General features: G+C 63.8%; 12 protein-coding genes. 6 read left to right on the forward strand and 6 right to left on the reverse strand.

Going from position 1 to position 14,646, the window contains the following annotated elements; translation table 11 throughout:
• Positions 1-180 precede the first annotated feature (180 nt).
• On the reverse strand, positions 181-1,077 hold the full coding sequence (locus ACLJQE_RS22215; protein WP_410641233.1) for a hypothetical protein: 897 nt from the start codon (positions 1,075-1,077) through the stop codon (positions 181-183).
• Positions 1,078-1,183: 106 nt separating this feature from the next.
• Here ACLJQE_RS22215 and ACLJQE_RS22220 point away from each other — a divergent pair, with 106 nt between their 5' ends.
• The 6 genes from ACLJQE_RS22220 to ACLJQE_RS22245 all read left to right on the forward strand — a co-directional run bounded on the left by ACLJQE_RS22220 (position 1,184) and on the right by ACLJQE_RS22245 (position 8,085).
• Positions 1,184-1,984 carry a hypothetical protein gene (locus tag ACLJQE_RS22220; protein ID WP_410641234.1) on the forward strand — a complete coding sequence of 267 codons (801 nt, stop codon included), beginning with the start codon at positions 1,184-1,186 and terminating at the stop codon, positions 1,982-1,984.
• Positions 1,981-3,210, forward strand: a complete 1,230-nt coding sequence (locus tag ACLJQE_RS22225) for a helix-turn-helix domain-containing protein (protein WP_410641235.1) — start codon at positions 1,981-1,983, stop codon at positions 3,208-3,210. The genes ACLJQE_RS22220 and ACLJQE_RS22225 overlap by 4 nt, the downstream gene beginning before the upstream one ends.
• A gap of 141 nt (positions 3,211-3,351) precedes the next feature.
• The gene (locus ACLJQE_RS22230; RefSeq protein ID WP_410641236.1) at positions 3,352-5,247 is read left to right on the forward strand and encodes a P-loop NTPase fold protein; all 1,896 of its coding nucleotides are present in this window, start codon (positions 3,352-3,354) and stop codon (positions 5,245-5,247) included.
• Positions 5,247-6,026, forward strand: coding sequence for a hypothetical protein (locus tag ACLJQE_RS22235; RefSeq protein WP_410641237.1), 780 nt, complete (start codon positions 5,247-5,249; stop codon positions 6,024-6,026). Before ACLJQE_RS22230 ends, ACLJQE_RS22235 begins: the two co-directional genes overlap by 1 nt.
• Positions 6,026-7,321, forward strand: a complete 1,296-nt coding sequence (locus ACLJQE_RS22240) for a hypothetical protein (protein ID WP_410641238.1) — start codon at positions 6,026-6,028, stop codon at positions 7,319-7,321. The genes ACLJQE_RS22235 and ACLJQE_RS22240 overlap by 1 nt, the downstream gene beginning before the upstream one ends.
• On the forward strand, positions 7,318-8,085 hold the full coding sequence (locus ACLJQE_RS22245; protein WP_410641239.1) for a TatD family hydrolase: 768 nt from the start codon (positions 7,318-7,320) through the stop codon (positions 8,083-8,085). Before ACLJQE_RS22240 ends, ACLJQE_RS22245 begins: the two co-directional genes overlap by 4 nt.
• A 167-nt stretch (positions 8,086-8,252) precedes the next feature.
• Here the strand turns inward: ACLJQE_RS22245 and ACLJQE_RS22250 are convergent, their stop codons facing one another.
• From ACLJQE_RS22250 to ACLJQE_RS22270, 5 genes are all read right to left on the reverse strand, one after another.
• A complete protein-coding gene (locus ACLJQE_RS22250; protein ID WP_410641240.1) occupies positions 8,253-9,281 on the reverse strand; it encodes a hypothetical protein in 1,029 nt (342 codons plus the stop codon).
• A 281-nt stretch (positions 9,282-9,562) separates the two neighbouring features.
• A complete protein-coding gene (locus ACLJQE_RS22255; RefSeq protein WP_410641241.1) occupies positions 9,563-11,140 on the reverse strand; it encodes an FG-GAP-like repeat-containing protein in 1,578 nt (525 codons plus the stop codon).
• A gap of 347 nt (positions 11,141-11,487) precedes the next feature.
• Positions 11,488-12,381, reverse strand: a complete 894-nt coding sequence (locus ACLJQE_RS22260) for a DUF3846 domain-containing protein (protein WP_410641242.1) — start codon at positions 12,379-12,381, stop codon at positions 11,488-11,490.
• Positions 12,382-12,509: 128 nt separating this feature from the next.
• Positions 12,510-12,860, reverse strand: coding sequence for a hypothetical protein (locus ACLJQE_RS22265; protein WP_410641243.1), 351 nt, complete (start codon positions 12,858-12,860; stop codon positions 12,510-12,512).
• A 53-nt stretch (positions 12,861-12,913) separates the two neighbouring features.
• The gene (locus tag ACLJQE_RS22270; protein WP_410641244.1) at positions 12,914-13,999 is read right to left on the reverse strand and encodes a DNA-methyltransferase; all 1,086 of its coding nucleotides are present in this window, start codon (positions 13,997-13,999) and stop codon (positions 12,914-12,916) included.
• Positions 14,000-14,646: the final 647 nt, after the last annotated feature.

The following is a 14,646-nucleotide window of genomic DNA, read 5'->3' on the forward strand; positions in this document are numbered from 1 at the left end:
CTTGCTCCAAGTTGGAGAAACTTGCTTCACATCGTGGCGCAAGGGGAGTGGGACGTCAACGATGACGGCGCGCGGGCACGTGATCCAGCGTCTGACTTGCGGAAATGTGATTCGCTGGCGGTCCGACGCGCTACATCGGTGTTGTCTGATTCGGCGGCCACTGCACCGACGACTCAGCTCTCACGATCGAAGATCGTCCGGACTCATGAACGTTGAGATTTCTGAGGTGAGCGTGCATGGCTCAGCGAGACGCCGGGCGCGCTCTTCCTCGGACCACTCCCGCACCTTGGGTTGCTCGTACGACGGGTCAGCCCACTCGCAGTGTTCGCACACCCCACCAATGACGCGATACGACCCGCACTCCTCGCAGCGCGTACTCGTCCGGCCGAGCCGCAGCCGCGCGGCCGTGAACATCCCGAGCAAGTGCTCCACCGTCTTCAGTCCGATCTCCGCGTCCATCCGGACGGCGTTCTTGGCGTGCGTCAGCCAGTTGACGTACGTCCAAGTCTCCACGGCGATGGACTTCAGGTACGAGCGCAGCTTCGCCGACGAGTCGCCAGCGGCCAGGTAGTTCGCCAACAGCTCCGTCCAGCCCTTGAAGTCGGCGTTCTTCGGCCGCTCTACGCCCGCTGGCACCAGCTCGTCGTTCCTGGTCTCTCCGACGAACGACACAAGGCACTCCCGCAGCCGCACGCCGACCGCCTGGAAGTTCTCAGCTTCATCGCCGCTCTCGTACGCCTCGAACGCCTGCTGCCACCGTCGCCATGAGCCCGGCAACAGGTCAGCCTGCTGTGGTGCGACCGGCACCTCACGCTCCTGGGCGTACTCCACGCGCAGCATCAGACCGATGTGGAAGGTCAGCACCACGTCCCGGCTCTTGAAGTCGGTCTGGTCGTAGAGGTTGGTCGGGTTGGTCACCACCCACCAGCGGCTATCCGTGCAGTGCACGTCCCAGATGTCGTGCCGCACCGGGCCGACCAGCTCCGAAGCCGCCTTCTCCAGGTGGATGACGTCCTCGTGGGCCTGGTCCTCGACGTAGGCGCGGATGGCGTCCGTTTCACGCTTGGTTGTGCGCACCTCGGCAGTCTCCCCCTCCGGATGTACGGTGTGGTTTGCGGTCCTCGACACGCCGGACGGTTGAGTCTGACACATCGATTACTGGTGATGGTGTATCTTTCTCGCCGTGAGCGAACAGCAGGATGTTATCGCGGAGCTCGGCGACGCCGGGGTCCTGGCTGGCGTCCGGTGGGCCTACCTGTCGGCCACCACGCGGGCGTTGGATATGTACTCCGAGGCCGACGGTCACGACGTGGCCTTGCTGGGCAGCATCAGGTACACGCTGTTCCGTGATCGCCTGGACCGCGTGTTCGCCTGCGAGCGTTACGCCGTGCGCTCCGGCAACGACGATGCCGACCTTGACCTGTTGTATGACCAGCTGTCCGAGCAAGACATCCAGCGCATGCCGCGGTTGGACGCCGGTCTGGTGCGTCGCTCCAACCTCAACGGCAGCCCCGGCTGGGCGTGCGCAGACCTGCGGTTTCTGCTCGCCTCCTGCGAGTTCGGCAAGCTGGGCCAGCTGCCCTGGCCCCAGAAGAGCCCGACCAAGCAGCGCGTGGCCGGCCAACGCGACCCCGAACCGCCGCAACCTTCTTTGTTCGAGGGGTTGGAGCTGGAGGAGACCGGCGGCCTGGAGATGCTGGCCACTGGACAAGAACTCGACCTCAAGACGTACGTCGTCGCTCACAGCCTCGACCCGCTTAGTCAGCAGGTCGAGCTGATCTTCGGCCGCGCTCGGCTGAACTCTGGCGGCGGTCAGGCGTGGCGTTGGTGGCAGAACCTCCTAGGGACCCCGCCAGCTGACGGCGGACGCCGCAGCGGCGATACGCAGCTGCCCACTGGTCCGGACACTGTGCCGGATGCGCCTGTCCGCCTTCGTCGGCCCGCAGAAGAACGGCGTGACGACCGCGCCAGTGGTGAGCAGTGAGCCCTCGCACGTCCAGCTCCGACCGAGCGGCGGAAGTCGCCGCGATCTTCGATGGAGCCCGCCTGACACTGGCCAGGCACCTGGCGGGCCTACGCAAGAGCGAACTCGCTGTGTTGGTAGACAAGAGTGCGACCGCCGTGGCGGCGTGGGAGTCCGGGGCTAAGCATCCGACCGCCGCGACGGTGGCGCAGTTGGCGTTGAGCTTGTCGGTCGATCCGGGGTTCTTCGCGGTCCGTCCGGAAGACGTTGCGGCCATCAGTGCCACACCACACTTCCGCTCCCTGCGTTCGACCAGCCAACGCGCCCGTGACCAGGCGTATGCCTACGGACAGTTGGCCGTGGACATCGCGAGCAGCTTGGAACGGCATGTTGAGTTCCCAGCCCCCGACGTGCCTAGCCTTCCGGTGTTTGCAGATGACCGGAATGGCGACGGTCCGGAGCGGGCCGCCCAACTCGTCCGCAAGGAGTGGGGCATCGAGGCTGGACCGGCCAGCCACCTCGTCCGGTTGCTGGAGAACCATGGCATGTTGGTGGTCTTCAGCCCGCCGCAGACAGCCTCGGTCGACGCCTACTCCTTCGACAGCAAACTACGGCCGGTCGTAATCCTCAATCCGATCAAGCGCGACTACTACCGTCAACGCTTCGACGTCGCGCATGAGCTGGGCCACTTGATCATGCATGGCGACGCCGAGCCGGGCGGCCGGATCGTCGAGGACCAAGCGCACCGCTTTGCCGCCGAGCTGCTGATGCCTGCGGATCAGATCCGAGACTTGCTGCCAGCCACCATGGGCGGCAATGTCTGGCGGACCCTCGCCCGCTTGAAGGAACAGTGGGGCGTCAGCATCCAGGCGTTGCTGTATCGCGCCCGCTGGCTCGGGCGACTCAGTGACGTGTCCTACCGCAACGCTATGACGACCATCTCGGCCCGAGGCTGGCGCCGGAATGAACCAGGCCTGATCAGCGCCATTGAGCAGCCGTCGCTCCTCTCAAGGGCGGTGGAGCTGCTGACGCAGGAGGGCATCGACGACGCGCAGCTGATCGAGCAGTGTCGCGTGCCGCCTGACCTGTTCCGGACTGTCACGGCCCGTACCCCAGGCAGCGACCCAGCCGAGCTGCCCACGTCATCGGACAGCGAGCAGCGAACCAGCGGTCGGGTCGTGTCGCTGCTGGAATGGCGCCAGCTCAAACCCCGCGAAGCGCAAATTGGTGGGGAACCTGGTGGTTGATGAATTGCCGATGACGTGTCGTCCGGCATTTCTGCATAACGTATTCAATTGATATAATGAGCGCAAGCGAGACTTTCATATGAGCTATTCAATTATCAGTTTCCAGGGAACTCCCACAATGTCCGGGATCGGGCGACAGGCATGACCGCCGCCCAGCCTTCCGGCCTGTGGTCGGACGATCCGTCGGGTGTGGATCTGCTGTCGTTCGATGCTGTCGCTCAGACAGTCGCCGACGCGCTGCTCGATGAGGCGCTCGATCCGGTGGCCCTCGGGCTGTCCGGGAGCTGGGGCAGCGGCAAGACGACCGTGCTCGGCCTGGTTGCCCAGGAGCTCGACCGCCGTAGGGCGGACGAGCAGAAGGTGCTGGTTATCCAGACCGACCCATGGCGGTACGACCCCTCGACGGGCGCCAAGGAGAGCCTTATCGCGGAGGTCTTGGGCGCGCTTGCCGCTGAGGTCGACCGTTCGGAGACCAAGACCGACAAGGCCAAGAATCTTCTGGTCCGACTCGGCAAGCGCGTTGATTGGGCCAAGGCGATCAAGCTGGCCGCCAAATCGTCGCTGACCTTGCAGATCCCCGACTTCGACAAGCTCGTCGAGCTGGTGAAGCCTAAGGAGGGCGACAAGGAGTCGGTGCGTGGCCTGGAGGAGTTCCGAGACGAGTTCGCGGAGCTGATCGCCTCCGACGATCTCAAGCACATCCGGGCGGTCGCCGTCCTGGTGGACGATCTTGACCGTTGCTTGCCGGAGACGGTCGTGGAGAGCCTGGAAGCGATGCGCCTTTTCCTGGCTGTTCCGAAGATGTCGTTCGTGATCGCTGCCGACGAGGATCGGGTGGCGGATGCGATCCGTACCCGGTTCAAGGCCACCGGGCGGCCTGATGAGAGCGACGACGAACGGCAGGACCCGGCCACGCTCTACCTGCACAAGATCGTGCAGACCACTATCCCGCTTCCGGCTCTGAGCCACTTCGACACCCAGGCATATCTGCTGCTTCTCCAGTTGCAGGCAACCGCCAAGCCCGAGCAGCTCGCCACGCTCATCGAACGCTGCGCTCAGATTCGACGAGACGGCGGCAGTGTCGATAACATCGGGGAGATCAGTGGGCTGGCGATGGATGACCAGTTGGCTTTCGCCGCCCGCCTGACGCCGCTGCTCTACGAGAAGTTGCGTGGCAACCCGCGCTACATCAAGCGCTTCCTCAACGACCTGCACGTCCGTCAGTCCGTGGCCTCGCGCCGGGGCATCAGTCTGGACCCTGCGGTGGTCGCCAAGCTCATGACCCTCGAAGCGCTGATGAAGCCCGAGTTCAAGCTGCTGCTGGACTGGTTTGCCAAGGGCGAGATGCGTGACCACCTGGAGCGGCTGGAGGAGGAAGCCGGGCGGCCCGCGCAGAGCGACACGGCCGACGCCCAGCGGCAAGACGAGCCCAATGGCGCGGCCGGGTCAGCCGCACAACCACGGCGCAGCGCGTCCGCCCGTCGTTCTCGCGCCGCCACGCCAGCCGCCTCGGGTCAGTTCTCTCAGGCCATGGTGCGGTGGGCCAAACTGGCACCGCCGCTGCGTGGGCTCGACCTGTCGCCCTACCTGACGCTGGCTGCCACCTTCGCCGGCGTCACCCTGATCGACGACAGCTTGCCCGAGCGACTTCGTGACATTGCCGCCAACCTGCTGTCGGAATCCCGACGCGAACAGGCGTCGGTCACCGATGCCGAATTGGATGAGCTGGGTGACGGCGATGCCACCGACCTGCTGCGCCACATCGGGCGAACGATGCGCGACCAGCCGACCAAGCAGAAGGGTGGGGTCAACGCCATCCTGCGCATCGCCCGTCGCCGTCCCAGCGTGGCAGGCTCGGCTCGGGATGCCCTCCTGATGCTGCCGCCCAGCGAGATCACCATCGCGACACCGATGCAGTTCAAGGCGGACGATTCCGCGCCGATTCGTGGTGTGCTCACCACCTGGAAGGGCAAGCTGCCGGACGGCCAGGTCAAGCGGGCAGTCGACAGCGCGCTGGGCAACCGAGGGACTGCCTGATGGGCACCAGTGGCGCCTACTCCGGCAGCGGTGGCAAGGACGGCAAAACGGTTCGCGATGGCATCAGCGATTACCTGGATGGTTTGTCGGGTTCGGACGGGTCGGGTCCCGAGGGGCAGCGTCCGCCGCTCGATCCGGCTGCACTCGGGCGCGTCATCAACCTGATCCGCCCCCGCGTGGCGAGCGGTGGGGGCGGAGATGGCCCTGGTGGCGGAGGAGGCGGTTCTGGCGGTGGGGGTGGATCGCGTAGCAGCGGCGGTCCGCAACGCACGGCCGCTGGCTCAGCTCGCACGGCCGGCCGCGCGGCGGCAGCGGCTCATGCGTACAGCACGGGTGACGCGGCGACCCTGCAACGTCTGGGTCTGGACTACAACGAGCTGCGCGGCCTCGGGGACGACATCGAAGTGGTGCGCCGCATCGTTGACATGGCCTGCAGCACGCCGGACAGCAGCATCGAAGACCACGAACAGCGGTTCGTGGCCGCCGAGGTAGCAGAGTGGGTGATGGAGCAGGAACGGGATGGCTACCGGCTGACTCCAGAAGAGATGGTCCGTCAGACCATCGCCGTCATCATCGCCGAGACCTTGTTGGTTGAGTCGGGTGATCTGGTCAACAACCATGACCTGGCCGACGTTGCCGAGAGCGATATCCGGGACGCCGCGGAAGCGATTGCCGCTCAGGCCGATCTGTCGGTCGACGGCGCGACCGAGGATGAAGTCAGCCGCGCTGTCGAGGCGGGTCTAGAGACCATCCGTGGCATCGTCGGAGGTGGCAGCTGATGTCCCGCTTCACGTTGCGCCTGAGTGCAACCGACGATATACCGGCAGACGAGGCCGCCTCATCCTTCTACTGGCTGCCGGACGAGCGGTCGACATTCACCAGAGGCTTCAGCCCCAGCCTGGCCACACTCGGCCCGGTTCCGCCCCTGAATGTTGATGTGGTTCGGGTTGCGCTGACCGCCTTTGCTGCCGACCGCTCTGTGCTGCGCGAAGGCCGTGGGGCAAACTGGAATCAGCGCCCGCTTGATCTTGAGATCCCGGTTTCCGATGCGGCAGCCTGGAACGGCGTGGCAGATGAACTTGCGGGTGTGCTCGGGTTCCTCAGCGGCGACCGTTGGAGTTTGTCGTTCACGCAGCAGCCGGAACCGGCCGAGGCCCAGGCACCCGACGAAATCGGCGTCACGCCCCAGAGGGTTGTCCTACTCAGCGGCGGTGCCGACTCGGCGATCGGCGGGCTGTACTCCCGCTCGTTGCTTGCCGCGGACCAGCATCACGTCCTGCTGTCGCACTACAACAACACGATGTTGGCACCCATCCAGCGCCATATCGCTGTCGAACTCGAGCGACTTATCCCCGGCCCAAGCCAGGAACACATGGTCGTGCACTTGGGACGCCGCAGCGAGCGCATCGACGGCATGCCGTACCCGTCCGAGTCAACTACTCGATCGCGTTCGCTGCTCTTCCTGGCTCTTGGCCTGGCGGTGGCCTCCATCCACCAAGTGCCGCTGTGGATACCCGAGAACGGCTTCGCCTCGATCAATCCGCCGCTAGGCCCGGAACGCCTCGGCAGCCTGTCGACGCGCACCACGCATCCCAAGTTCCTGCAGGACCTGGCGGCTGTGCTTATCAAGGTGGGTGCCCACGCGGTCATCGAGAACCCCTTCGCGCATACCACCAAGGGCGAGATGTACAGGCGGGTCGTGGACCTGGTCGGCGCAGAAGAAGCCTCCTCGTTTCTGAGTGCCACCCACTCGTGCGCGCTGACTGGCCAGCGAGCCCACGGCATTTCAGCTGACCGGCCCTGTGGCGTCTGTTTCGGGTGCGTGCTGCGGCGGGCATCCTTCACCGCGTCTGGTGTTTCCGACCTTACCGATTACATCGCGCCAAGCAGCGATCCTGCCGTGCAGAAGTGGCTCGACAGCAAGTCGGTTGAGCAGCCGGTTCGCAACTTCATCCGCCGGGGCGTGAGGACGCGGGATCTCGCCGCACTGAGCGTTCCGGATGCCTACCCATTGCGCGATGCGCTTGATCTTTGCCAGCGTGGGATCCAGGAGCTACGGAGCCTCTATCCATGAGACGCCTGCCGCCGATCGACATGCACGCCCACATCGAGCCGGACATCTCGCCTGGCGATCTGCTGGAGCTTGGTTCGCTCATCTTCGCCGCGACCCGTTCGCTCGATGAAGCCGAGCGTGCGCTCCAACGATCTGACCCGTGGACGGTCTGGGGTGTGGGCTGCCACCCCGGCCTCGTCGGCGTGCAGAAGGCCTTCGACGCAGCTCGGTTTGCCGAGCTGATCGCTCGAACGCCCTACGTCAGCGAGGTCGGTCTGGACGGCAAATCCCGTGTGCCCATGGACACGCAGCGGGCAACCCTGGACGCGATTTTCGCGACGCTGCAAGAGAATCCTCGGCTTACAAGCATCCACAGCTTCGGTGCCACCGATGCCACCTTGGAGTGCCTGACGACCCGATCGATCCACGGTGCGGTGCTTCACTGGTGGCTTGGCAACCAAGCGCAGACCGAGCGGGCGGTCGAGCTTGGTTGCTACTTCTCGGTCAACGCTTCGATGCTGCGGAAGCCCGAGTTGCTGGCGAGCCTGCCGCTCGACCGGGTTCTTGCCGAGACTGATCATCCATTTGGCGACAGGTCCGGCGGTCAGGGCCGCCGGCCGGGCAAGGTTGAGGATGTCGAGCGGGCTCTAGCCCGTGTCCATGGGATTGACTCTGACGATGTGCGCAAGGCGATGTGGCGAAACTTCGCAGAGTTGGTCCGCTCCACTAAGTGTGGTGCGCTGTTGCCCCGACCCGTGCGGGTGGCGCTTGTGGCGGCGACGTAGGCACGAGTTATGAACGCAATTCGATCACGGATTACCAACGAGCGGCGCAGCATTTCGACCTGGACGAAAAAGGCCTATCGCGAGCATTTGCAGAACTGATCGAAGGGGCGACCATGCTTCTGGAGAAGTTGAACAGGTCCACTTTCGGATAGTCGGCTAAATACAGCTTAGTATGTAACAAGATACAGAATTGCGTGCAGGAAACATGCAGTTGCCACGGCGGCGATGAGGACGATACGCCTCTTTTTGTCGGTCGCATATTTCGCGCCGAGAAGGCATATTGTCAGAATTACTGGGACGATCCACTTCAAGCGACCGAAACCGTATACTGCGTCATGTTCCATGATGATGAACGACTCAAGTAGAGGGAACGCGGAAACAAACAGTACGCCCCAGGCGAAACCCTGAAGCTTGCGCTTTAGCGCGAGCGTATACGCGATCAGTATGAATCCGCCGTACTCGATAAGCAGGCCAGAGAAAACCCGCCACGCCTTCACTGCTAGAGGCAAGGTCGTCGATCCGAGCGAGCGTGCCTGTACTCGGTGCAATACCCTGTCTATATACTCGCCGGGGCTTGCGCCGGTCGTCAGTAATACCTGAAGTATCGCGAGCGCGATGGCTGCGGCCATGCCCGCCAACATGAACAGATAATTCAGGTAAGCTCGATTCTTCGTAGTCAAGAACTTGTAAATACCGTACGCCGTAAAGCCAACGGCGGCGAGAGCGCCAGTCCAAGCGATGATGCTCATCGCAAATCCAATCCCCGCGCTCTCCCACCACTTCATTAGCCCTTTCCGCCGGACAAACACAATGAGAGCCACGAGGAACACGGGCATGAGTAGCTGATGCGCCCAGTAGACGTTCATGTGATACCACATAGTGCCCGTGGCGAAAATATACATAGCCGCACCGAGGACGGCGATCACTTTGTCCCGTGTCAGCAGGCGGCAGAGGTAGTACATCAGAATTGCGCACATCAGGTGAATGGCGAGGCTGAATAGCTGCTGGTTGAGGTATGTGAAGGGCGCTCCGAGGACCTTCAGCGTGCCGTAGAGTGCGACAAAGTGCGTTGGTGGAAATGAGGTGTAGACAGTCAGTTCGGGCGCGGCCTTGTTGACGAGGAACTTCGGGTCAGCTCCGATGTATGCTGCAAACTTGTGGACACTGGCCGGATACTCGGCGTATACGTCAAGCACGGCTTTATTGTGCAGCCAAACCTCGGTGTTGTTGAAATTGTCGAAAGTCGTAAGACCCTGATCCTTGTCTGGGTCTATACCGAAAGACGGCAGCCGAATGAGAACGGAAAGGCCAAAGAGCAGTATTAGTGTAGCCAGTGGCCACCATCTTGTGAGTTGAGTCCGAACCATAGTGATTTGTAATAAGTATAGTTGAATAGTCTGCGGCTGTGAATGCTAATGCTTTGATTGCGAGGTCGGGGGCAGGTCGCATGTCGCAGACCCGCCCCCGACGCTCGTTGTTACCTCTTGACCGTGTTCAGTCGGCTGCCGTCCCAGGCGGAACCGGCGTGCCAGGCCCGAACCTGGTTGAAGTCACCGACTCCGTTGCCGTACCAGATGTCCAGGTCCAGCACGTCGCCATCATGGTCGTAGAAGATGGCGATGTCGGGCTTGCCGTCACCGTTGAAGTCGGAGGCTCCGGCGGAGATGATCCGGCTTCCGTCCCAGCCACTCGCTGACCACGGGCCGCTCGGTGTCCCCGACACCCTGTTGGACGTGCCGTACCAGATGCGCAGGTCCACCAGGTTGTTGTCGTGACGGAAGAACATGGCGGTATCCGCCTTCCCGTCCCGGTTGTAGTCGGCCACACCAGCGGGGATGAGACGACTGCCGTCCCATCCGGTGTCCACGTGCCACGGGCGGTCGAGGGTGAAGTCACCGACGCCGTTTCCGTACCACACGTTGTGGTCGACCATGCCGCCGTCGTGGCGGTAGAAGGTGCTGATGTCCAGCTTGCCGTCTCCGTCCATGTCACCGACACCGGCGGGGATGATCCGATTTCCGTCCCATCCGGGGCCTGTCCACGGTCCGGTGGGCTCGGTGGTGTAACCATTGCCGTTTCCGTACCAGACCCTCAGGTCAACGAGGTTGCCGTCGTGACGGAAGAAAGCGGCGATGTCAGCGCGGCCGTCCCGGTTGAAGTCACCCGAGCCAGCCGGAATCAGACGACTGCCATCCCATCCGTTGGCTGTCCACGCCCTGACCTGGTTGAAGTCACCCAGTCCGTTTCCGTACCAGATGTTGAGGTCGACGATGTCGCCGTCGTGCCGGTAGAAGGCTGCGACGTCATCCTTGCCGTCGCCGTTGAAGTCGTCTCGCCCCGCTGGGATGATCCGACTTCCGTCCCATCCGCTACCCGACCATGGGCCGAATGAGTCGGTGGTGTAGCCATTTCCGTTGCCGAACCATTCCCACATGGTTGTCTGATTGCCGTCGTAGCGGTAGAAACCCGCTACATCAGCACGGCCGTCGCGGTTGTAGTCGCCCTTGACCGGGCAGCCATCCGCGGATCGTCCGAAGACGGTCGGGCAGCGATCGTGACTGTCGTCCACACCGTCGCCGTCTGTGTCCGGCGGTGGCGGAGCGGGCGTGTCCTCGATGTCCCTGAAGTGGATGTAGCCGGTAGGACTGTTCTTGTTGATGGTTCGCCGGTTGTAGTGCCCGACCAGGTCGTAGTTGTACTCCTGGATGGTGACCGTCGTTTCACCGACGGACTCGACCCAGGCGACGTGACCGTACTGGTTGCCGGGACTCGCGCCCCACCATGCGACCGACCCCTTCTTCGGGTTGCTGTCGACCGCGTAGGTCGGCTTGGCCCAGACGCCCCAGTTCTCGGCATTGCCGATGGCCCTGGGCATCTCGAAACCGTTGCGGTCGTGAAGCGCCCAGGCGACCCACGAGGTGCAGTACCGGGAGTAGTAGCCCCAGTCGTCCACCTTCGCGCCGAGCGCGTAGTCCTTCCACTTCGACGGGTAGTCGTCGCCAGCGGCATGAGCTGCCGGGGCGGCCACCACCATCGCGGCGAGAAGGGTTAGCACTGCGACGACGCTGTGAACCAACGTTCTCACTCCGCGTCTGTGCGCGGCTGTGTGCGTAGTACGCACGTCAACTCCTTACGAGAGGGTCGAATGCGTGATTAGGCGATCCGCCTAATCGAGGTGCGAGAATGCGCTGAGGTAAATTGCGCGCACCTTAACTATTTATAAAACATAAATCAATAAAGAATTCAATAGGCAATTTCTAATGTTGTATTTAGGCACTCTGAATAACTTGGATGCATCAGGGGTGACTTGGACGCAGTGCGAGGAAGACCTAGTAATAGGAAGTGGCCTCGTCCCAACCGCTCAAATGGGGGTCGGGACGAGGCCTTGTTGTTGAGCGACGCTCAGTACGTAAGCGCCTGACACTGCGCCTTGGTGGCGGTCAGTAGCCTACGAATGAGGCGGGTGAACTTGCCTTCCTCGATGCTCGATTCCAACGTCATGGACTCGAACGCGATGCCATGCCGGATGGTCAGCCACTCGTCACCGCCATCAACCTGATTGATGAAGCACAGGTCTCGGTAGTAGAAGGCGGTGCCGATGGCCCAGTTGCCGTGTCCGATCCGGTCGGCCAGCTCCTCGACGCTGTAGCAGCCGACGAAGCTGTCACGGGTGAACGGCGGGTCGTCCGCGGAGCTGATCCACTGGTTCTCAATACCGAGCTTGTACCACTGCTCGCGCAGTTCGTCGTCCAGCTCGGGTACGACGCGTACCTCTTCGATGAGGTCCCACGTTTCGGCCAGTTGGAGGGCGTAGCGGTACGCCTCCAGCCAGTCCGTGAACGTCTGGTTGTCGCTGCCCCACCGTGGCTCACTGCGGGTCCACATCTGGACGCGGTAGCGGCTGGTGTTCGTGAGCAGGTCGACCAGGTCTTCGGGGGCTGACGTGTCGTCGCCGTGCCGATTGGGCGGCCCGACGATGAGCGCTGAGCCGACGATGACGTCGGTGCCTCGGAAAGCCGAGTTGTGCACCCACGCGAGCGTGGTCGCTCGGTGGTTGACGCGCATCCGGTTGAGCTTGCCCTCCTCGTTGAGGTACATCGCGGCCAGCGGCCGGTCGAGGGTGGCGACTTCGAGGTTGCCTCCGACAATCTGCCGGTAGGCGTTCACATCGTGGCGCTCGATCTGCTGGAGCCGGATCGGCTGACCCGGATCAAGGGGTATGACGATGGCGGTAATCACTGCGCATCGCTCGCTTCTGGACCGTTGGGCTTGTGCCTGGTGGGCGGTCCGTTCCACACCAGGCCGCTCCCCGTTGCGAGCCGGGGAACGGTCTGGTGTGCAGGTGTTTTGTGGAGCGGAGGGCGGTCGAAGTGACCGCCGCTCCGCTCCGGGTTGGTGCGGGCTTCCGGTGTTACGTGGAAGCCTCAGCTACGCCGACGAGTTGAACCCGTGGTCTGCTCGGCGGTGCCGGGCGTCGGGCCTTCCGACCCGAACAGCCCTTCGATGGCACCGCGCCTGGCTGCGGCCTCGCGCTCGATCTCGTCCAGCGCCGCCTTGGCGCGGGCCGCGAAGTCGGGCTCGGCCCTCTTGGTGGTGACGTACAGCTCGACCGCTCGAATCGCTGCGTCTCCCAGGGAGATGCCGTCGAGCTGCGCGACGAGGGCGAACTGAGCGTGGAGGGAGTCGGGCACCTTGATGCCCAGGGTCTTCACACTGCCGCCGTTACGGGGTTCCGACATGACGAACGCCTCCTCGGTGTTGGTGCGACCGGCCATCCCTTGAGCTGGGATGACGACTTCGGCCGCATGACACCGACAAGGCGTCAGCGTCAGGCCGCTTTCCCCCGGTCACGCTTCGCGCGTTGGGTACGAAGTCGGTCCTCGGCCATCGCGGCGTACTCCGGGTTCAGCTCGATGCCGAGCCAGTCGCGGCCATGCTTTTCAGCAGCCAGCGCGGTCGTACCGGTGCCCATGAACGGATCAAGCACGACGCCCGGAACGCCTTCGGTGCCGCATCGACAGGTGGGCTCCAACTCCCCAAGGGCAAGTAGGCGGCCGTGCTGGCGAGTGAGGGCTCGTTGCCACGCGGCGCCGCAGGTGGAGCAGGCCCGTTCAGGGCAAGCGGCCAGGAGGGGGCGTTCGGCTATCGCCAGCGGGAAGGCGGCGAAGTGGCCACCACGAAAACCTGCGGTCGGCAGCGTCCAGACGTCGCCGGGGTTCTTGCCCAGGGGATGCCCGGCAAGGCCAGAGGCTTTGAGGCCGGTCAGCCCGCGGTTGTCGTTGAGCGTCCAGCCCTTGCGGTTGGCTGCGCCGATACCTGCGGGTGGGTACGAGCGTGCTGACATGCTGGCGCTCTGGCGTTGGGCCGTGAGGAGCGGTTGTCGGATGGGGTCGAGGTTGAAGTAATAGTGCGGCGACCGCGTGAAGAAGTAGATCAACTCGTGCGTCGTGGTCAGCCGATCGGCTACGGAGGACGGCATCGGGTTCGACTTCGCCCAGATGATCTGGTTGCGCAGGGTCCAGCCGTCACGAACCAGCGCCAACGCGACACGGGACGGGCCGAGTAGCAGGCTCTTGGTGGGTGCGCCCTCAGGGGAACGGCGCGAGAAGCTGTCACCGAGATTCAGCCACAGGGAACCGGTCGGCCGCAGGACGCGGGCAAGTTCGCGGCTGACATCGCGGAGGCCGTTCACCCAGCCGTCAACGTCGGGCTCTGCGCCCAACTGCTGGTCGTGGCCGTAGTCACGAACGCCGAAGTAGGGCGGGCTGGTGATGACGGTGTCAACGGACGATGCGGGTAGCTCGGCCAGGCGGTCGCGGACATCGCCGATGAGGATGGTGTTGCGGGGGAGCATCGCTGCGTCCGCTGATCGCGGGCCGCTTTGAAGATCACCTCCTTGGAGGGTGTGGGTCATGGTCGGGTCTCTTGTTTAGGATTCTTTGGTGGTGTGCCCCGACGTCCCCGATAGGGACGCCGGGGCGTAGTCGGGCCGTGAGGCCCAGACCTAGGGGTGTGCGGTGGCCGCAGTCGCGGACCTTGGCTCTAGCCCTGACCAGCGTGTTTACGGATGTACCGCACGAGGGAAGGGTTCAAGTTGGGTCCTCTCAGGGCCACGTAACAGGTCTTTCATTCACGCCAAGGGGCGCAGTTCTTCGGAACTGCGCCCCTTGGCGTTTTCGGATCCGCTCGCTGGTGTGTTGCCTGCCGGGGCCTGTCCATGATCGCCCGCAAGGCGTCCAGGTCGCGGGTGTCGGGTGGTTCGGCGAGCACGCTGCCCCGGCCGGTAACGCATTCGGCACCGCCGGTTTCGACGCCGCCAGCGTGGAGTAGTCGCGGCCGGAGGCGAACGCGCTGAATGCGTACCATTTGCGTTCAGCCTGGGCCAGGGTGGCGAGCAACAACATGCGGAAGGCACCACGACAGGCGAACGGCCGAGCCGCCCCGGAACAGTTTCCGCGCCGAACTGGCGCGGCGGCTTGTTGTTATGCGCCGATCGTCGGCGGAACCGGTGGTGAACCGGTGATGGCCGGCAGCGGAGCCACGGGTTGACCTGTTGGCTCG

Origin of the sequence: Amycolatopsis sp. lyj-346 (genome assembly GCF_046548975.1) — a bacterium.
Classification (GTDB): domain Bacteria; phylum Actinomycetota; class Actinomycetes; order Mycobacteriales; family Pseudonocardiaceae; genus Amycolatopsis.